Here is a 20,099-nt window from a genome sequence, read left to right as displayed (position 1 = left end):
ATAAACAAAGGAATTATCATGGCTAAAACAATTTTAATTACAGGTGCAAGCTCAGGGATTGGTGCAGGAATGGCACGTGAGTTTGCGCAAAAAGGCTACAACTTAGCCATTTGTGCACGTCGTTTAGAGCGTCTAGAAACACTAAAACAGGAATTGGAAAGCCAATATGGCATCAAAGTCATTGCGAAAACCCTCGATGTCACAAATTATGATCAAGTGTTTGAAGTGTTCCGTGCCTTTAAAGCAGATTTTGGCAGTATTGACCGTGTTATTGTCAACGCAGGTGTTGGTGAAGGTCGTCGTATTGGTAAAGGTAATTTTGAAATTAACCGTGCGACAGTTGAAACCAACTTTATCTCTGCTTTGGCGCAATGCGAAGCTGCAGTTGAAATTTTCCGTAGCCAAAATGCAGGGCATTTGGTGGTGATTTCGTCGATGAGTGCTATGCGTGGTATGCCTAAACATTTAACGGCTTATGGTGCAAGTAAAGCAGGTGTTGCTGCTCTAGCTGAAGGTATTCGTGCAGAGCTGATTGATACCCCAATTAAAGTGACGACTATTTTCCCTGGTTATATTCGTACGGAGATCAATGAAGGTGCGAAAAAACTGCCATTTGAAGTCGATGAAAAAACGGGTTCACATCTTTTAGCAAAAGCCATTGAGAAAGCACCGGTTAAAGCCTATGTACCACAATGGCCGTGGTTGCCTCTAGGTCTTGCGATGAAAGTATTGCCGTTGAAGATCGTGAATAAATTAGGTTAAACCTTTATGTAATAATAAAGCTCCAATATTGGGGCTTTTTTATTCTCAAATAATATTCGCCATCCTCTGTAGGTTAAAAAGGAATACATAAAACCTGTGATGAAAAGACATTAAAAGCAGCCGATTTTGCAAAGAAAAAATGGAGTAATTACTCAGATTATTTATAAATAAGATATTGAAAATAAATAAAATGTTGAATATTTGAACAGACGATGATTTGTTCTCAAAATAGCGATTTCCTTTTTTTTAATTTGCTTTAATGTACAACTGTTCATTAATTTTTAGGTTTGTACTATGTCTATGTCTTCCGATATGACAGATCAACAGCGAATTAACAAAGTCAGAACTGTCGTAACGAAAGCTGGTGAAGACTTACGTCAGCAATATCCCATTTTAAAACATCAAAACTTTATAGGCGCAGCCATCCTTATTTTTGCGCTACTGGGAATGTTGGGTTCAGCTTGGGCGTTTGCTGTTGGCATTTTACCGGCATGGGCTTGTGTGATTTTGGTGGCGATGTTTGCTTCACTGACACATGAATTAGAACATGACCTGATTCATTATATGTATTTTAAAAAGACGCCGTGGGCTCATCATCTCATGTTGGCCTTGGTTTGGTTAGCACGTCCCAATACCATTAGTCCTTGGGCACGTCGTCGTTTGCACCTCAACCACCATAAGTATTCAGGTTCAGAATATGACTTGGAAGAACGGGGCATCAGTAATGGCATGCCTTGGGGATTACGCCGAATATTGGTCATTAGCGATCAATTGATGACGGTGTATTTGCGCCCATTTCAAATGTTCAAGATGATTAGGACATTCATTGAAAAACAACCTGAAAAAGAACGTAAAACTGCATTCTTCTCTCAACTGACTGGATTTTTCCCTTTAAGTTTTGTTTATTACGGCATTTGGTATGTATTTGTCATTTATCATGTGGTGAATGGTATTGCTCCAATGTTAGGGCAAAGTATTAGTTGGTCAGTTAATTTAGTGAAGTTAATTCCAACGATTAATTTTCTAGCTGTGGTTTGGATTATCCCGAACTTTATACGCTCTTTTTGCTTACAATTTATCAGCTCAAATATGCATTATTATGGTGATATTGACCCACGCGATGTCATTAAACAAACTCAGGTGTTAAATCCGTGGTGGTTGTTCCCAATGCAATTGTTTTGCTTTAACTTCGGTTCGACCCATGCCATTCACCATTTTGTGGTCAAAGAGCCGTTTTATATTCGTCATCTAACCGCAAAAACTGCACACCAAGTCATGCGTGAGGTTGGTGTACGTTTCAATGATTTTGGAACCTTTAAACGCATAAATCGCTGGAATTAAATCAGTACTAGCTTCAAAAAAAGCCCTCAATTGAGGGCTTTTTTATGATCGAAACTTTTATAAATTACTTGTGTGCAAAAAAATGCTTGAGCGCATCTTGCAAGGCAACTTGCCATACCGCGTAGGAATGTCCGCCGATATATGATTGGTAATGCACATCATGACCTTTATTTTTTAAATCGGCTGCAACAATAGGTGAAGTCTCTAAAATACTCAGTTCATTATTATTGCGTGAGCTTTCATAACTATTGGCAGTAATAAACCAATGCTGTTTAGGTTGTGAGGTTTTATCACGAATGATTTTACTCATGCCATTTGGGAGGTCTGTCGGCGCATTTTGCCACCAAAATGACCCAGATAACGGTACGACATGACTAATTTGATTTGGATTTTCTAAGGCTAAATAAGCTGAACTTAAACCGCCAAGACTTGACCCAAGTAGTACCGTTTTCTTCGAATCGACTTTTGCAGGTGCATTTTTTTGAATCCAAGGCATCAGTTCAGCACTAAAAAATGCTGAAAATTTTATATTTGGTGTTAATTCTTTAGGTCGTTCCTGATCGTTCGGTGGAGAAACAAAAATGGCTTGAATTGGCGGTAACTGACCTTGCTCAACTAATATATCTAATGCCTTTGGCACATTCAGCAACTCGTTATATTGCTGAGCATCAAAAAATATAGCGGTGATATAGCTTTGATTTTTCTTAGCTTTAGATTGGTAAATTTGGATTTTACGTGAGTTATTCAAAATTTTGCTGTCTAGAACAAACTCTTGTAATTGGGGCTGTTTCACATTTGGATATTGTTTTGAATCAATAAAAGGCGGGGCATCTTTAAGCGCCACTAAATTTTCATTACGCAAGCCTGACGTGTCATCACTTGCGAGATAAGTCTTTTTATTGAAAGGATCAATCCGTTGTACCTGTATCACAGCACGACGCTGCATTCTTGATTCTTTAAGTTTAGGATTCAGATGCGGACAATAATTTGACAGATAGCCTTCTAAGTTCGGTAAATCGACAGCAAAGCTATAACTGCCAATATAACGATGATCAATAATCGATTCTTTAAACCAAATATCGGTATTTGGTAGGCGTGTTAACCATTCATGGTCATTACTTGGGCCACCAATAAGGCGAACATTATGCTGCGCACCTTTCCATAAAAAAATTATACGGTCATGTTTTTCATCATAGTTTTCAATGATTGGTGTACCCATAAGCTCTACACGCTTCCAAAAATCTTCGAGAATTTGAGCATGTTGTTTTGGATTTTGATCTAACTGATGTTGTAGGTTTAATAATATTTGGCTTCGCGCTTTAACATCTTCACATGCAGCAGCATAGGGGAAATGTTTTTTTCTATTGTATCGGTTAAAGCGGGTGAATTTTGAGTTTGGGCAAAAGCAGAAGAAACAGCAATGCTAATAGAGCAAGCTAAAAAAAGTGGGGAAAGTTTTTTCATTGAAATAATAAAATAGGTAGGATGAAAACCAATAAATGATAATCATTATTAATATAAAAAACTAGCAATATGCCGCAGAATGATGCTTTTAACAAAAGAAAATGTAGAAAAATAACAATAGAGTCAATGCTTTGTTTCTTAAACTATTTAAAATAATGAAGACGACAAGCTTTAATTCATTACCCAAATATTATGCTACTCAAAGTATCAACACTGCTGCTGTTACCTGCGTTACTGATCCAAGGTTACCGTGTGAAAAAAAATACCCCACGTTTAGCAGAACCGATGGGAGAACGTTGTGGGATGAGTGGTCAGGGTAATCGACCATTATCGCTATTAATACTAGGTGATTCAGCAGCAGCAGGTGTCGGCGTCGAGCATCAGTCAGATGCGCTATTGGGACAATTGCTTAAAATTTTATCGCCTGATTATCAAGTTCACTTTTGCCTTGAAGCCACAACGGGGCTTAACAGCCAGCAAATCATCAATGCTTTGGATAATGTCACAACGCAGAACTTTGATGTCGTGATCAGCTCTGTTGGTGTCAATGATGTCACAGCATTAAAACAACCAGACCAGTGGTTGAAGCTCCAGCAGCGTTTATATCAAACTGTCGAGGAAAAGTTTCAACCACAGCTATTGATCATTTCAGGTGTGCCACCAATGGATGAGTTTCCAGCTTTACCGTTTCCATTGTCATGGCTGTTTGGACAATATTCTCAGAAGATGAATGCGCTGTTAAAAAATTTTATTAAAACAAAGCCTAATACGAGGCTAATTGAATACGATTTACAAGAATATCGTGAAAAAAATTTACAAATGGCAAAAGACGGCTTTCACCCGAGCAAAGAAATTTATCAGTTATGGGCTGAAAAAATAGCAAAACAAATCACTGAACAATTTTCATAGACATTTTATGATTCAACCACTGGGCGAAGTTAAATTTACATGAGCAAAGATATTTCAGGCGTGAATCCGCAAATCGAAACACATCCTTTAGCGCCATTTTTGCCATCAAATGGGAAACTCTTGATGTTAGGGAGTTTTCCACCTCCAAAAACCCGCTGGAAGATGGATTTTTATTATCCAAATTTTCAAAATGACATGTGGAAAATCTTTGGCCTATGTTTTTTTCAGGATAAAAATCATTTTCTCAATCTAGAGAGCAAGACTTTTAAAGAACAGCTCATTCGAGATTTTTTAAATGAAAAAGGTATAGGCATTTTTGATACTGCCTATCAAGTGATTCGTTTGAAAGGTAATGCATCAGACAAGTTTTTACAGATTTATCAGCCAACCGATATTGCGAAGTTACTCACGCAGATGCCGAATTGCCGCAGTATTATGACGACGGGAGACAAGGCGACTGATACGTTGATGCTCTCGATGCCAGAAAATACTGAAAAACCACGCATTGGGCATGCTGTTCGTACCGAATTTGCAGGCAGAGATTTGACTTTATACCGTATGCCGTCATCATCTAGAGCTTATCCACTAGCATTGGAAAAAAAAGCCGAAGCGTATAGTAAATTATTTAAAGAAATTGACTTACTATAAGAAAGCTTTGGTGTAATCTTTTATCAATGGTTGCTTTCCTTAGAAAGATGATTTAGGCATCATTGCAGGATATTGTACCCATTTGAAGTCATGTACAGAAAAATCACGCACTTGATGAAAATTATTCCAAATTAGGCGGCTACCTTTAGTCCATTTTAATGCCTTAATTCTTTGTTGAACCAAAGCGAATTCTGTTTCACTTGCTGGCCGTAACTCACCAATTTCAGCATATAGGCGTATCCCTGGATATTCTTGAAATTGACCATTGATTAATGATTTTAGCCAAAAGGCTTTGCTGCTATTTATCGCTTGTATGCAGGCTTTTGGATTCATTGTTAAATTATCCCGCAGTGACGCTGAATAAGTATCAAAGAAGAAACCTGAAAAGGTTGATTCATGTAAAAATAAAGTGCCAATTGGGGTGATTGTTGGTTGGTAATTTTGATCAACCGTAGCAATCGAGCAATGCATAGACGCACGTTGGGCATTTGCAACGACTTTACGAATTTGAGTCCAATTCTGATGATTCATGATTTTGCCTTTTTTATTATTGTCTATGCATATCACTCTATCAGAGTTTTTCACTATTTTTGTGCTAAACAATGGCAATAAACTGGTCATTCATGCCACTGTATTTGCTTTAAAATTAGGCAATTTAAAAAATATTTAAGCGTACTTTTTAGCTAGAACAACACAGCTCACTACAGCTAAAGATACCGCAATCATCAGTAGGCTAATCTGTTCATTTAATAATACGGCGCACAGCATAAGGCCAATAAAGGGCTGTACTAGCTGGATTTGACCGACTTTGGCAATTCCACCCAAAGCTAAGCCTTTGTACCAAAAAAAGAAGCCGATTAACATGCTGAACAATGACACATACGCTAAGCCAATATATGCGCTGAGAGGAATATGTTGAAAATCGTTTGGGAAATAGAGCCAGCAGAGTGGCAGCATCAGTGGCAAAGCAATGATTAAAGCCCAGCAAATGACCTGCCATCCACCTAAAGCTCTAGACAGTACGCCACCTTCGGCATAGCCCAATCCGCAGAGCAGAACAGCAATAATCATATAGATGTCACCGAGAGAAATTCCTTTAACACCAGATTGATGTAGCATGAAAAAGATGACTAAAGCACTGCCTGCACTTGCAAACAGCCAAAAGGCATTTTTAGGGATTTCTTTGGCACGTAGCACTGCAAAAAAAGCCGTGGCCAATGGTAGTAAAGCTACAAAAATTAAAGAGTGAGCCGCAGTTTCTGTTTGTAAAGCCAGTGCCGTAAATAATGGAAAACCAATGACAACACCTGTTGAAACAATACATAAGGATTTAATTTGCAGCATAGATGGCTTAGGCTGCTTTAAAACGAATAAAAGTATCAATGCTAAAATAGCTGCAATACAGGCGCGAGCGCGTGTCAGAAATTCGGGGCTAAAGCCTTGAACGGCAACACGGGTTGCAGGCATAGAACCTGCAAAAATAACAACGCCAATAAAACCGTTGAGCCAGCCCTGATGAACTTCTTTGAGGTCAAATTGCATGTTCATTCCATATTTTTGGTCTAAAGATATGTAATAAAATTTATACCGTACTGTATGACTGAAATAGATACAGTCAAATACAATTAAAAAGAACTGTTATGGATAAAATACCCATACAATTTGCATCTATAGCCATCTTTGAATAAGCTGTAAAGCCAAGATTTAGAACGATTAATAGACTGAACTGTCAGTTAATAAGTTCAAAGTGTGTCGTAATATTTCACTAAAACTGCATGAATAAGGAAATGAAAAGATGACAAAAATCGAATGGGTCATGCAGCAAGTCCAAACACTGATCGATCAGAAACAGCTTTCTGAAGGCTGCCGCATTCCTTCGGTACGTCAATTTTCCCAACAGTTGGGCTGTTCGGTTTCAACTGTTGTAGAAGCCTATGCACGGTTGGTCAGTAGCGGTGTATTGGAGTCAAGAATTGGAGCTGGCTATTATGTCTGCAAACGTTCTACTGCAAATGTTTTATTAAGTGAGCATGCTATTGAATATAACCGAGAGGTCGATCCGTTGTGGATTTCACGCCAATCGCTAGATGCTCATGAAGGTATGCTGATTCCCGGTTGCGGCTGGCTGCCAAAAGAATGGATGCCAGAGCAGACTTTACGTAAAGCCTTAAAAACGGCTGCTAAATCTGATAGCAGTTTCTTAATAGATTATTCGGCGCCACACGGTCATACAAATTTACGCCGCTATATTGCTCGTAAAGGTGAGGTTTATGATGTAATGCTTAATTTGAAGCAGATTTTCATTAGTGATTCTGCAACACATTCTATTGATCTGATTTTTCGGCATTTACTTAAAACTGGTGATACGGTTCTGATCGATGATCCATGTTACTTTAATTTTAGGGCACTGATTAAGGCACATGGGCTGAATTGCATTACATTACCGTATGGCAAAAATGGTCCAGATGTAGAAGTATTTAAGCAAGTGCTGCAGTTTCAGCCCAAAATCTATTTAACCAACTCAGGCATACACAACCCAACTGGTGCAGCACTTTCTATGCAAACGGCATTTGAAATTGCTAAATTGGCAGAGCAAAGTGGGTTAATCATCGTTGAAGATGATATTTTTGCCGAATTTGAGTATCTACATGCGCCACGTTATTTAACTTTATTGGGTTTAAAGCAGGTAATTCAAATTGGCAGTTTTACCAAAACGCTTTCTGCTGCGGTGCGCTGTGGTTATATCATTGCTCACGAATCAATAATTGATCAGCTGATTGATTTGAATATTGCAACTCATTTTAATACCAGTCATTTAAATGCAGAGATTATTTATCAAGCCCTTATGGACAGTAGTTATATAAGGCATATTGAATGGGTCAAAAAACAGCTACAAAAACATATGATGGATGCCGTAAAGAAACTTGCAGCTCTAGACATTCATCCAGTCGTTATGCCCAAAGCTGGCATTTTTTTATGGTGTCAATTACCTGCAAATATTGATGCAGCACAACTATCAAAAAGCTGTTTGACGCAAGGTATCATTCTTGCACCAGGCAATTCATTCAGCTCAGCACAGAACGCAGGGCAATACATGCGTTTTAATGTCGCGCAGTGCATCGACAAAAAAGTATTTGATGTTTTGCAGCAGTGTCTGAATGAGCTGAAATTGCAAGATACAGCTTAACTAAAAAATGATGCAGATTTCAGGTCTGTGATTGATTACCTTTTTTCAGGCCAAACAGTTTTTCAGGCGAGGTATTTAGCCATCATACTCAACATAATCCCAAAGGTTTAATCGCGCTTTAATTTCTTTGCGAATATTAGGCAGCATAGGCAGTAATGTGCCATCAATCCATAAACTCAGTGTCTGGGATGAAACTTTTTTGTTTGCATCATCTACAATTTGCGCACCTCTCACGATCACCAAAGTTTCTTCGCTAGCTGCAGTTTCAATGCCTTTAAATAAAAGCTGTAATTCATGACCTGTATCTTGAATTAACCATTCCAACTCAATTTGGATATTGTGATTAGATTTAAGCACAGCTTGGCCTTCAATCATGTCATTGTCAGATAAGCAGTCATGCTCAACCCGAACTTTCGACAAAAACCATTCTTGATGTCCAAGTTCAGGAAGTGTCGTAAAAGGCGTTAAAATATCACTTAAATTAAATTGGCGGCTTAAATCAAAAAATTGCATTAGAAAACTTTAGGAGGAGATAAAACAAAATAAGAGGTGGATGTTAAAGCATCATCAAGTGTGAGTAAAACCTTTGCTTTTATTGAGATATTTTATGTATAAATAGCATTCAGTCTATCTAAATTAAGTCTAAGAAAATGAATTGCGAAAATAATATTCACATAAATGATGTGCACAGCCCCATAGACTTAAAAGATCCAATCGAAGCTAAACAATGGGCTGCTGAAGTCAATCTTAAACGTCCATGGCGTTATGACATCTTTCAAATGTATGTTGACTCTATTTTGGCTTTCAACCCGAATGCGCACGTGCTTGAACTCGGTTCAGGCCCAGGCTATTTGGCTGAGTTTTTAATCAATCATTGTCCAAATATTCACTACACTGCATTTGATTTTTCCGAAGCTATGCATGACTTGGCAAAAGAAAAACTAAGTGCAGCGCAACGCTTAAAATGTAATTTTATAACAGGGGATTTTAAACAATCTAATTGGGAAGAGTCACTTCAGTTTAATCAAAACAGCACCTTTGATGTGATTATTATTCATCAGGCCTTACATGAATTGAGACATAAGGCGTATGCAGCAGAGTTTCATCGGACTGTAAAAACGTTGTTAAATACACAAGGCGTGTATTTTGTATGTGATCATTTATATGCACCACATGCACAGCAAAATCATGAGTTGTATATGTCAGTTGAGGAACATTTAGCCGCGCTGAAAGCAGCCAAATATGGGCAAGTGGAATTTCTTGGCGAAATCAATGGCTTGGTTGTTTTCAAAAGCCAGCACTCATATTAACGAGACTGACTAAGACCGTTTTTGACTTGATCGAACTTATCAGATTATTTCAATAAATAGCCTCGACGAGGGCAATTCAATCATTTATCAGTACGTTGTCATTACATCATCCATTCAATCGGGAGGTATGACACTGCTTTTATACTAAATCGTTGGAATCGAGTTGTTTCAGGTTCATGGGTATAGGTTTTGGTTTTTCCATTTTTTTGATGCTCTAACCAAATGATTTCGCCGTTTTCATCCAGTTTTAATTCATACGCAATTTGCGGTAAATATTGGTTTAATGCGGCAGAAATATCGTTTTGTAATCGATCAGACTTAACGACAAGGCCAACTTCCGAATTTAAATTTGCGGAACGTGGATCAAAGTTAAATGATCCAATAAACACCATTCCGTCGATATCGAAAAATTTTGCATGCAAACTAGAGGCATTTTTGCCTTTTGCAGGGATGATATTTCCAGTTATGACCTCATACCATGTGCGTTTTGAACGCTCTATATAAGGTTTAAATTCATATAGTTTCACGCCATTTTCAAGTAAATCTTTGCGATATTTTTGATAAAACGCATGAACGACAGCGACGTCATTGGCTAAAAATGAATTGGTTAACACACGGACTTCTACATTTTTGCCTGCAAGACCCGTCAAAAAGTCAGTTCCTTGTTGCGTGGGAACAAAATAAGCTGAAACCAATTCCATACGTTCCTTGGGCTGTCCCATCAAAGTAGAAAATTGGTTATAAATTAATTCTTGCTCTTTAGCCTCACCACGAATTTTATTCGGACTATCCGCAATGAAATGTGCTTCGGCCCAATTCACCGGTATTAGTTTAAGCTGAGCCGCCAGTTGTTGCTGTGCATAGTTAATGCGCTGTTGATCTTTAGTCAACGTTGTAGAGTTTTCTTGGTATTGTTGTCTTAATTGACTTAATTCTTCTTTTGTACCTGCACCAATCCATTGCTGAACAGAATAACTTAAATCATCATTCCAAAAGTTCAAAAACACCTGATTGGCTTGTTGAATGGCTTCGCCATAGAAAAGGATATCCAAATCTGTAAATTGAAAACTTTCACTGGCATCAAAATATTCATTACTGATGTTACGACCACCAGTTACGCCCATAAAACCATCGGCAATAATTAATTTATTATGCATACGCTGGTTAATGTGCTTTAAGCGAAATGCATAATCAATGACACGTAAATTTCTGAATTTATAGGGATTAAACAGTTTGATTGAAATGTTGGGATGAGCTGAAAGGGATTGTAAGGTCGGATCGAGTTTCGTCCCGTTTTGATCATCAATTAGTAGCCTGACTGTTACCCCACGGTCAGCGGCATGCAGTAATTCTTGAAACATCAGATGCCCAATAGCATCATTTTCCCAAATATAATATTGCAAATCGATGGTGTATTTTGCATTTCGAATCAAATGTAGGCGAGAAGCAATGCTTAAGAAGGCATCATCTAATGCTAAATAAGCCGTTTGTTTTTGTTGTAATTTTTCTAAGTCTGTAGCTGACGTAATCCATTTGTCTGCATGCGATTGTATAGGGACATCTTTTTTTGACTGATTGCTAGGTAAGCTGCATCCAGTTAATAGGCTGATCGAAACAGTTAAACCGACAGTACAACTTATTTCACGTAATTGTATCATTCGAATAGCATTAATCATTCCTTAAAAAATTCATCATAACATCATGTTTTAAGGTTGTATCTAGGCTTAAAAAGAGGTTACTGTAGCTCATCTGTTACTATAAGCCATACAGGATGTTTTTAGACATGAAATCACGTGCAGCCGTTGCTTTTGGACCGGGTCAGCCTTTAGAAATTGTTGAAATTGATGTGGCACCACCTAAAGCTGGTGAGGTTTTAGTCAAAATTAGCCATACAGGTGTGTGTCATACAGATGCATTTACATTGTCGGGTGATGATCCTGAAGGCGTATTTCCAGCAATTTTAGGGCATGAAGGTGCAGGTGTTGTGGTTGAAGTCGGTGAAGGTGTGACTTCAGTGCAACCAGGTGATCATGTTATTCCACTTTATACCGCAGAATGTGGTGAATGTTTATTCTGTCAATCGGGTAAAACAAATCTTTGTGTATCTGTACGAGCGACACAAGGGAAAGGTTTAATGCCGGATGGCACAACACGTTTTTCGTATAATGGTCAGCCGATTTATCACTATATGGGCTGTTCAACATTCTCTGAATATACTGTGGTTGCAGAAGTGTCTTTGGCAAAAATTAACCCTGAAGCGAACCACGAACATGTATGTTTGTTGGGTTGCGGCGTAACAACAGGCCTTGGTGCAGTTAAAAATACCGCTAAAGTTCAGGAAGGTGACTCAGTTGCAGTCTTTGGTTTAGGTGGTATTGGTTTGGCTGTGGTACAAGGTGCTAAAAAAGCCAAAGCAGGTCGTATCATTGCCGTAGATACCAATCCTGACAAATTCAAACTGGCTGAAGAATTTGGCGCTACAGATTTTGTTAATCCAAAAGATTATGAACGTCCTGTACAGGAAGTGATTGTAGAAATGACGGGCTGGGGCGTCGACCATTCATTTGAATGTATTGGCAATACCAATGTGATGCGCTCTGCTTTGGAATGTGCTCACCGTGGTTGGGGTCAATCTGTGATTATTGGTGTGGCAGGTGCAGGTCAAGAAATTTCAACCCGTCCATTCCAATTGGTTACTGGTCGTACTTGGAAAGGCACTGCATTCGGTGGTGTTAAAGGTCGTTCACAATTACCGGGTATGGTAGAAGAAGCCATGTCAGGTGAGATCAAACTTGAACCATTCGTGACCCATACCATGGGGTTGGATAAAATCAATGAAGCGTTTGATTTAATGCATGAAGGTAAATCAATTCGCTCTGTTGTGCATTTTGAAGACTAAACATTGATTTAAATATTATTGATTTATCTACTAATCATTAAATATTAATGCGTTAACTTTCACTGTTTTAAAAACTAGGCTTTGGCCTAGTTTTTTTTATTTGTGTTGTTACGACAAATCAGAACTTCAAATTTGGATTTGCAAAAAGTGACAGATTGTTAGACATAAAATGATAAAAAATGCCAAATGATAGATTTTGTCCCGAATTCACATGGTGGGGAATTAGCACTAAACTTAATGTAAGCATAATTTAAAAAACAAATGTATATTAATGCATTATCCGAGGCAAAAAATGACAACTACAAGTTACAAGCCTGAGTGGATTCGGGAAGATTTTATTGATTTTATTGCAGAAAAATTTGATGCAATTTGGGCCTACAAACGTGTAAAAGCACAATTAGTCAAATCACGTTGTGTGGGGATCGGGTTTTATGAACTGAGTTTTTTAGCGAATCAAAATTTTAAAGCAGCAAACTATCGACCAGGCCAATGTGTTCTGGTGACAGTTGTCAAAGATGGTGTACGTCATCAACGTAGCTATAGCATCGTCGAAATCAATACATCAGGTCATGTGGTGATTGCCGTCAAACAACAAGGCAAAGTGTCCAACTGCCTGACGCAATTAAAAACAGGTGATGTTGTTGAATTATCCCAACCGCAAGGTGTGTTTGGTCTAAAGCTAAATTCGGATCGCCCAATTTTACTGCTTGCTTCAGGGAGTGGTATTACCTCAATCATGGCTTTGTTTAAACAAGCCATTCAGCTTGGACGTACAGTTGACCTGATTTACTTCAATCGAGATGATGCTTATTTGGATGAATTGATTCAACTAGCGAAGCAATCTAACCATGTACATTTACATGCGATTAATACGCTGAAAACCAAATTGCATATCTCACCAGAGGTGCTAAATCACATGGTTCCTGATTTTAAGCTGCGAGATTGCTATGCCTGTGGTGCAACGCCAATGATGCAAAGCATTGAGCAACTGTATCGTGAGTTCAAGCTTTCAGATTATTTATACACTGAATATTTTCAAATGATTGCTGATGATTCAGTACCTGCTCAACCTGTCACTTTTAGTTTAGCCCAGCAAGATTTTTTAGCAGAAGGTAACTTACTTGAAAGTGCTGAAAAAGCCGGTTTAAAACCTGCGCATGGCTGTCGGATGGGTATTTGTAATACCTGTTCGTGTACCAAATTACAGGGTTCAGTGAAAAACTTACTCACTGGCGAAATTGATCATGCGAATAACACACAAATCAAGTTATGTGTCTCTCAGGCAATTTCACCCGTACGCATTCAACTCTAACCCAAGCCGCATAAAAACAAATCAGGGGCGTCATCATGAATCAATCGATATATATTAGTCCGAATAGTAAGTCACGTTATTTATCACCCGAACAAACTGCTGAATTTGGCGAAAAAGTTGAGCAAATTCGCCGTGAAATCATCCAGAGTGTGGGTGAAAAAGATGCAGCGTATATTTATAAAATTCGCAATTTTGTCCGTTATAGCGAGATCGCATCTCGTGGCATGTTGATGTTTGCAGGCTGGATTCCACCAGTGTGGTTACTCGGCACAGGCCTATTGGGTATTTCTAAAATCGTAGAGAACATGGAACTCGGACACAATGTGATGCATGGTCAGTTTGATTGGTTAAATGACCCGAGTTTAAATGGTGCTAATTATGATTGGGATACCATTGCCACGGGCCAAGACTGGAAATATACCCATAACTATGTGCATCACACCTATACCAATATTGTCGGTATGGACCATGATGTCGGCTATGGTTTAATTCGTGTGAGTGAATCGCAAAAGTGGGAGCCACGTTTTCTTTTTAATATCCCACTGGCTGCCCAACTCATGGTTTTCTTTGAGTGGTATGTCGGCATTCAACGTTTACATTTAGAAGATGTTATCGCGTATAAAACCAAAACTTGGAAAGATGTATGGCATGAAGCGGCCGATGTACGTCAGAAAATTAAGCGCCAAGTGATTAAAGATTATGTGTTTTTCCCGCTTATTGCAGGTCCCAATGCAATTCCTGTATTTGCAGGAAATGCTGTAGCCAACGTGATTCGTAGCTTATGGGCTTCCGCTGTCATCTTTAATGGACATTTTACTGAAGATGCGGAAAACTTTGAGATGGACAATACCGAAAATGAAACTCGAGCAGAATGGTATCTCCGTCAAATTCGTGGCTCAAGTAATTTTAGTGGAACGCAATGGTTACATATACTCAGTGGTAATTTGAGTCACCAAATTGAACACCATTTATTTCCAGATATGCCTGCGAATCGCTATGCAGAAGCCGCACCTAAAATTAAAGCACTTTGTGAGGAATATAGTATTCACTATAACGAAGCCAGTTTTATCAAACAGTTTGCTAGCGTTTGGGTTCGCCTCGCGAAATGCTCAGTGCCGAATGACTGGAGAGCCGAAATCAAGGAACGTTCAGCATCACTTCAACAGCATGTTAAACAAAAAATCATGAAGAAAATCGGGCGTTAAAACACAGTATTGTTTAGCAATATTGTCCTAAGAGATCTTAAATTAGAAGCTGAAGCTACGTATTAACATCAGAAACGCAATTTGATTCAAATAAAAGAACGATACACGGTAACGTCATCTGCAACTGTTTGAGACAGGACTACTTCTCATCAAAAATGCTTTTGCGATACTTTGAATAATTTGACGCTAGTGAACGAGTTTTGTCGGTGAGGTGCATTGCACTGCAAGATGGTTTCCTTGCGAAGCTTTGCTTCTCATTTTGCCTAATGAGAAACATCGTTTCGTAAGAGCACCTCCAGCCGAAGGCTAATCTCTTTATCTAAACCCTAGATGTAAGACTCCGTCGAATAGACTGAAAAAGCATTTTAAAAATGCGAAATTACTTTTACGTGCGTAATATCAGTTAAATAAGAACGATTTCTAAAGCAGCAAATTCGCCAAAGTAGCGTTCATCTACTTTGGCTTTTTTAGATCTTTCTAAAGAGTAAGAGCTATTCAACTAATTGGACGCTACTCTGAATGCCACAAGATTCTACAAAATAAGCATCATGTGAAACGAGGATCACCGCACCTGTATAATGCTGAATGGCTTGAGCCAATAACATTCTAGACTCTATATCTAAGTGATTTTCAGGTTCATCTAACAATAAAAGCTCAATATTCGGTGTTAAATAATTTAAGCCTAACAAGGTCACTTTTAAACGCTCACCACCACTTAAACAGTGAAATGGCAGTTCCGCTTTTTGACCACGGATTCTAAGTTGACCGAGTTGATTACGCCATTCCGTTGACGAAACCTCAGGATTAAACTTTGCCAAATTGTCCAAAACACTCAGTTCAGGTGATAAATTACTCAAGTTTTGATCTAAATACAGGGTATGCACAGACAAAAACGTTTCATGGCTAGACTGTGATGTGGTCTGACTCAGATACTTTAGAAATGTAGATTTACCAATACCATTTTTTCCTTTTAAATGAATTTTTTCACCTGCCTGTAAGGCCAAGTCAAAAGGCTGGTGCTGAGATATTTTGCTATGAAAATGTTTAACTCTTAAGATTTCTCCAGTTTTTTCAGCGCGATGTTGAAAAACAAATTGCTGCTCTTTGACATGCTCAAGTTGTTGCTGTGATTGAAGCAGTTGGGTTCTCTTTTCTTCCAATTGCTTCTGCTGTTGTGTTTGAACTGTTGCGAGGTTTTGACCGGCTTGTTCCTTTTTAAAATCGAGTAACACTTTGGCTTGGGAGCCCGACTTGCGTAGTGCATGACTTTGTTGTTCTCGTTTTTGTGCTTTCATTTGTGTTTCGTGTTGCTGTAATTTGAGCTGTTTTAACTCACGTTTATGCTGTAAAGCATTACGTTGTAAGGCTTTATTTTGCAGATCATTTTGTTGAACGTAGTCTTCATAGTTACAAGTAACATGCGTGACTCCAAACTCATTTAAAGCGTAGATATGCTCTACATGTTGCAGCAACTCTCGATCATGACTGACAAAAAATGCACCGGCAGGATGGTTTTTTAAGCGATCGATGAGCCATAAACGTGAAGATACATCTAAATGATTACTTGGCTCATCCAAAAGCAAATAATGGTCGGGTTTTAAAAATAATGCACACAATGCCAATTTGGTTTTTTGACCTTCACTCAGCTGAGCGACTGGGAAATTTAAATCTGTTGGAAGTGAAGCCTGCTTAAGTTGTTGCTGCCAAAGTGTAGGAAGGTGCCACTGGTTTTCAGTCAGCTCAAAGTCTTCAAAACTGGCATTGCCTATTTCGATACGTTGAAATGCGTCATATAAATTTTCCACACCGAGTGCAGAAGCAATCGTGTCAGCTTCTAGTCGAGTAAATTGTGATAAATAGGCATGTGGTACATTCCATGAAATTTCCCCTTCGTATGGGAGATCTTTCAGATTTTGCTGATGTAAAATTTTAAGGATGCAGGACTTTCCTAAACCATTGCGACCAATACATGCCGAAAGCTGTTGTTGATTGAGGTTAAATTTCAGGTTTTTAAAAAGTGTTTTGGATGGAAATTCCAAACTTAATTGGGAAATTGTACAAGCTGTTTGAGTCATAGATGCACCTTGCGATAGCAAAGATGCGCAATACAAATAACTAATTTTATTCTATAAAAAAGACAATATTTGAGAAAATGCAGTCGAAGTCATTAGCCATGTGTTCGCACATCAAAAAAATGGATTTGATGATGAAAAAAACAGGGCTTACTTCATTGGCAAATACTCGAATTAAAAATAAATGGAAAAAAGCTTAAGACAGCCTAATGTTGTGCAGTCTAATAAATGTTTATTTATTAATCAATACATCAAATTTTAAAAGTAGGTCGCAATAATTGAAAGTAGAGTTATTTAATACAACAAAATAGCAAAAAACTATTGTCAAACTGCTGAATACAGCGTATTTTAATTTTCAGACAGATACTTTTTGATGAAATCAAGATGTTAAAGCAACCTTTAATCTCAAACGCATATTATTACTTTTGGCAGTTTAGATAATTGCCTGAACGCGTTCGGGCATGAAAAAGGTTGCCCACCAAGTTTATACCTGATCGGCAACCCTGATCAGGTTTTTTTATGTCTTGATTTTTATAATATTTTTGGAGAAATCTCATGTTTACAGTAAAAAATTCATATTTTAGCAACGGTTATTGGTTTTACTTTAGTCAGTCTATGTCTAAAGCCTTGAAGTCCCAAAGTCCCATAACGCTCAGATAAAAGATCGGACTGTTTGTGTACACAGTCCAAAGGAATAAAACCAATGAATGCGCTAAATACAGCTTTACAACAAACTCAAAATTCAGAAATTCAACAGAAATCTACGCAGTCGAAAGAAATACTTTTGAGCTTGCCTCATCAACTGAAACAACAATTACCTTTATCTGCTCAATCAGCGGAACAAATTGCTGCACATCGTGTAACGATTCAAAATATTTTGACGGGTCAAGATCCGCGTCTAATGATTATTACAGGCCCATGTTCAATTCATGATCCAATTGCTGCTTTGGAATATGCCGAAAAATTAAAACAATTACAGACACAAGTTTCAGATCAAATTTTTCTTGTGATGCGCGCATACATTGAGAAACCACGAACTACAGTGGGCTGGAAAGGCTATATGTATGACCCAAGTTTAGATGGTTCATCTAATATGCAGTTGGGCTTAGAAAAATCACGTGAGCTGTACTTACAAATTATTGAAATGGGTTTGCCGATCGCCTCTGAAATTTTAAGCCCAATGGCGACGGGTTATTTTGATGACCTTTTGGCTTGGGGTGCAATCGGTGCGCGTACCAGCGAATCACAAATTCATCGTGAAATCTCAAGTCATATGCCATACAGCATCGGTTTCAAAAACGGTACAGATGGCTCAATCCAAATTGCTCTAGATGCTATTCAATCTGCTTCGCATCCACACCAGTTTTTAGGTATGAGTCAAACTGGCTTACCGTGTGTTTTAGAATCTGTTGGCAACCCGCAAGCACATTTGATTTTACGTGGCTCCAATACAGGTCCAAATTATAGTTTGGCTGAAATAGACAAAATTCGCAGTAAAGTAAAAGGCGATTTACCAGCTTTAGTGATCGATTGTAGTCATGGTAATAGCCATAAAGACCCAATGAAGCAACCTGAAGTATTACGCACAATTGTTGCGGAGCGTGAGCATACCCAAGTGCGTGGTGTGATGTTGGAAAGTCATTTAGTGGATGGTAATCAAAAAATTAGTTGTGACATGACTTATGGTCAATCTGTAACAGATGGATGCTTAGGTTGGGACAAAACCATTGATTTGATTCAACAGGTTGCGAATGAACTTCGTGCATCACAAATCAAACGTAGTGCTTAACAATCCAGAGCATACTCAGTCTGAATTGATTTAGCCCAAAGCCTTAGAACATTGATTGTTCTAAGGCTTTTATTTTGAAATTTACTTTATTGTTTACTGCGATATAAAAATTGAAAAATGGCATATTTCCTAGAATATATACTGATAATTCAGTATTTTATGTTTGAGTGAATCACACTTTTTATGCACAATAATATCTAAGCCCAATACAGCGCCTGAAATAATGACAATCTGTGCTTGGGTGTTTGAAATTTTATATTGGGGAAGTTGATGTACACTGCTGAATTGTTGGAAGAAGCACGCCGTTTTATGTTCCACATGTTAACCAAAGTGGTTGAATATGGGGGTTCTGATTTATTTATTACGGCAGATTTTCCACCAAGTATTAAACATCAAGGCATGATGAAACTCTTTGGGCAGCAAGAACTTGATGCTGAGAAAACAAAGCTTTTCGCCTATAGTTTGATGAATGAGAAGCAGCGCAAAGAGTTTGAAACAGAACTAGAATGTAACTTTGCGATTAGTGTGCCAAACGTTTCGCGTTTTCGTGTCAATGTATTTCAGCAACAGTTACATGTGGGTATGGTCATTCGTACCATTACGGCAGAAATTCCAAATTTTGAAAAGCTTAAATAACCGGCTTCGCTTAAGCACGTGATTATGGAAAAACGTGGTTTAGTTTTAGTGGTTGGAGGTACAGGTTCAGGAAAATCAACCTCTTTAGCGGCGCTGATTGATTATCGAAATGAAAATAGTGCAGGCCATATCATCACTGTTGAAGACCCAGTGGAATATGTTCATAAACATAAAAAATCCATGATTACACATCGTGAAGTCGGTGTAGACAGTCATTCGTGGCATAACGCCTTAAAAAACACTCTAAGACAAGCGCCAGATGTGATTTTAATCGGTGAAATTCGTGACACCGAAACCATGGAACATGCGATTGCCTTTGCTGAAACAGGGCATTTATGTGTAAGCGTCCGCTGAACACACCTTCTGAATTCATCCTATAAGCCTTAATTTAGTCCCCACTTAGAAACAAGTGGGGACTTAAATTTATGACTACAAATAATCAGACATCCATCGCATCTCTTGCGAAAAAACGAAGAACATACAGTGCTGAATTTAAACAGCAGATCGTTCAGGCTTGTAAAGCACCGGACGTTTCAATTGCTTCAGTCGCTTTGCAACATGGATT

Annotated in this window: 17 protein-coding genes and 1 pseudogene; 12 read left to right on the top strand and 6 right to left on the bottom strand. The window is 38.3% G+C overall.

Annotated features, from left to right (window positions below):
• Nucleotides 1-18 precede the first annotated feature (18 nt).
• On the top strand, nt 19-762 hold the full coding sequence (locus tag FTU83_RS07960) for an SDR family oxidoreductase (RefSeq protein ID WP_078190968.1): 744 nt from the start codon (nt 19-21) through the stop codon (nt 760-762).
• Between the two features lie 294 nt (nt 763-1,056).
• The gene (locus tag FTU83_RS07955; protein ID WP_180011456.1) at nt 1,057-2,103 is read left to right on the top strand and encodes a fatty acid desaturase; all 1,047 of its coding nucleotides are present in this window, start codon (nt 1,057-1,059) and stop codon (nt 2,101-2,103) included.
• A gap of 64 nt (nt 2,104-2,167) precedes the next feature.
• Here FTU83_RS07955 and FTU83_RS07950 read toward each other — a convergent pair whose 3' ends face one another.
• Nucleotides 2,168-3,322: an alpha/beta hydrolase-fold protein gene (locus FTU83_RS07950; protein ID WP_257222551.1), complete on the bottom strand. Its 1,155-nt coding sequence runs from the start codon at nt 3,320-3,322 to the stop codon at nt 2,168-2,170.
• Between the two features lie 437 nt (nt 3,323-3,759).
• On the opposite strand from FTU83_RS07950, the gene FTU83_RS07945 reads away from it, so the two are divergent.
• Together FTU83_RS07945 and FTU83_RS07940 are read left to right on the top strand one after the other, a co-directional pair.
• Nucleotides 3,760-4,476, top strand: a complete 717-nt coding sequence (locus FTU83_RS07945; RefSeq protein WP_180073904.1) for an SGNH/GDSL hydrolase family protein — start codon at nt 3,760-3,762, stop codon at nt 4,474-4,476.
• 39 nt (nt 4,477-4,515) lie between these two features.
• On the top strand, nt 4,516-5,124 hold the full coding sequence (locus tag FTU83_RS07940; protein ID WP_180007796.1) for a uracil-DNA glycosylase family protein: 609 nt from the start codon (nt 4,516-4,518) through the stop codon (nt 5,122-5,124).
• A gap of 39 nt (nt 5,125-5,163) precedes the next feature.
• On the opposite strand, the gene FTU83_RS07935 is transcribed toward FTU83_RS07940, so the two are convergent.
• On the bottom strand, nt 5,164-5,658 hold the full coding sequence (locus FTU83_RS07935; protein ID WP_180007801.1) for a pyridoxamine 5'-phosphate oxidase family protein: 495 nt from the start codon (nt 5,656-5,658) through the stop codon (nt 5,164-5,166).
• A gap of 132 nt (nt 5,659-5,790) precedes the next feature.
• Entirely contained in the window at nt 5,791-6,666 is an 876-nt protein-coding gene (locus FTU83_RS07930) for a DMT family transporter (RefSeq protein WP_180106037.1), read from the bottom strand.
• A 253-nt stretch (nt 6,667-6,919) separates the two neighbouring features.
• Between FTU83_RS07930 and FTU83_RS07925 the strand changes: the two genes are divergently transcribed.
• Nucleotides 6,920-8,311, top strand: coding sequence for a PLP-dependent aminotransferase family protein (locus FTU83_RS07925; protein ID WP_180040324.1), 1,392 nt, complete (start codon nt 6,920-6,922; stop codon nt 8,309-8,311).
• A 75-nt stretch (nt 8,312-8,386) separates the two neighbouring features.
• Here the strand turns inward: FTU83_RS07925 and FTU83_RS07920 are convergent, their stop codons facing one another.
• The gene (locus FTU83_RS07920; RefSeq protein WP_180106036.1) at nt 8,387-8,824 is read right to left on the bottom strand and encodes a hypothetical protein; all 438 of its coding nucleotides are present in this window, start codon (nt 8,822-8,824) and stop codon (nt 8,387-8,389) included.
• A 137-nt stretch (nt 8,825-8,961) separates the two neighbouring features.
• Here FTU83_RS07920 and FTU83_RS07915 point away from each other — a divergent pair, with 137 nt between their 5' ends.
• Nucleotides 8,962-9,621, top strand: coding sequence for a class I SAM-dependent methyltransferase (locus FTU83_RS07915; RefSeq protein WP_218945783.1), 660 nt, complete (start codon nt 8,962-8,964; stop codon nt 9,619-9,621).
• Nucleotides 9,622-9,722: 101 nt separating this feature from the next.
• Here the strand turns inward: FTU83_RS07915 and FTU83_RS07910 are convergent, their stop codons facing one another.
• A complete protein-coding gene (locus tag FTU83_RS07910) occupies nt 9,723-11,279 on the bottom strand; it encodes a phospholipase D family protein (RefSeq protein ID WP_180106035.1) in 1,557 nt (518 codons plus the stop codon).
• A 125-nt stretch (nt 11,280-11,404) separates the two neighbouring features.
• On the opposite strand from FTU83_RS07910, the gene FTU83_RS07905 reads away from it, so the two are divergent.
• The 3 genes from FTU83_RS07905 to FTU83_RS07895 all read left to right on the top strand — a co-directional run bounded on the left by FTU83_RS07905 (nt 11,405) and on the right by FTU83_RS07895 (nt 15,037).
• Nucleotides 11,405-12,520, top strand: coding sequence for an S-(hydroxymethyl)glutathione dehydrogenase/class III alcohol dehydrogenase (locus FTU83_RS07905; RefSeq protein ID WP_180040330.1), 1,116 nt, complete (start codon nt 11,405-11,407; stop codon nt 12,518-12,520).
• 292 nt (nt 12,521-12,812) lie between these two features.
• The gene (locus FTU83_RS07900) at nt 12,813-13,832 is read left to right on the top strand and encodes a flavin reductase family protein (RefSeq protein ID WP_180106034.1); all 1,020 of its coding nucleotides are present in this window, start codon (nt 12,813-12,815) and stop codon (nt 13,830-13,832) included.
• A 35-nt stretch (nt 13,833-13,867) separates the two neighbouring features.
• Nucleotides 13,868-15,037, top strand: a complete 1,170-nt coding sequence (locus tag FTU83_RS07895) for an acyl-CoA desaturase (RefSeq protein ID WP_180106033.1) — start codon at nt 13,868-13,870, stop codon at nt 15,035-15,037.
• A 491-nt stretch (nt 15,038-15,528) separates the two neighbouring features.
• Here FTU83_RS07895 and FTU83_RS07890 read toward each other — a convergent pair whose 3' ends face one another.
• A complete protein-coding gene (locus FTU83_RS07890; RefSeq protein WP_180106032.1) occupies nt 15,529-17,112 on the bottom strand; it encodes an ATP-binding cassette domain-containing protein in 1,584 nt (527 codons plus the stop codon).
• Between the two features lie 700 nt (nt 17,113-17,812).
• Between FTU83_RS07890 and FTU83_RS07885 the strand changes: the two genes are divergently transcribed.
• From FTU83_RS07885 to FTU83_RS07875, 3 genes and pseudogenes are all read left to right on the top strand, one after another.
• Complete coding sequence (locus tag FTU83_RS07885) at nt 17,813-18,898, top strand: 3-deoxy-7-phosphoheptulonate synthase (RefSeq protein WP_180054815.1); 1,086 nt, start codon at nt 17,813-17,815, stop codon at nt 18,896-18,898.
• Between the two features lie 270 nt (nt 18,899-19,168).
• A pseudogene (locus FTU83_RS07880) lies at nt 19,169-19,876 on the top strand (ATPase, T2SS/T4P/T4SS family); the annotation flags it as partial.
• An 83-nt stretch (nt 19,877-19,959) separates the two neighbouring features.
• Nucleotides 19,960-20,099: transposase (locus FTU83_RS07875; protein ID WP_151813106.1), on the top strand; the 140-nt coding region annotated here is incomplete at its 3' end.

Origin of the sequence: Acinetobacter sp. YH12152 (assembly GCF_013418285.1) — a bacterium.
In the GTDB taxonomy this organism is placed as follows: domain Bacteria; phylum Pseudomonadota; class Gammaproteobacteria; order Pseudomonadales; family Moraxellaceae; genus Acinetobacter; species Acinetobacter amyesii.
Note: the sequence above shows the minus strand (reverse complement) of the source record. Positions and strands in the feature narration are given on the sequence as shown.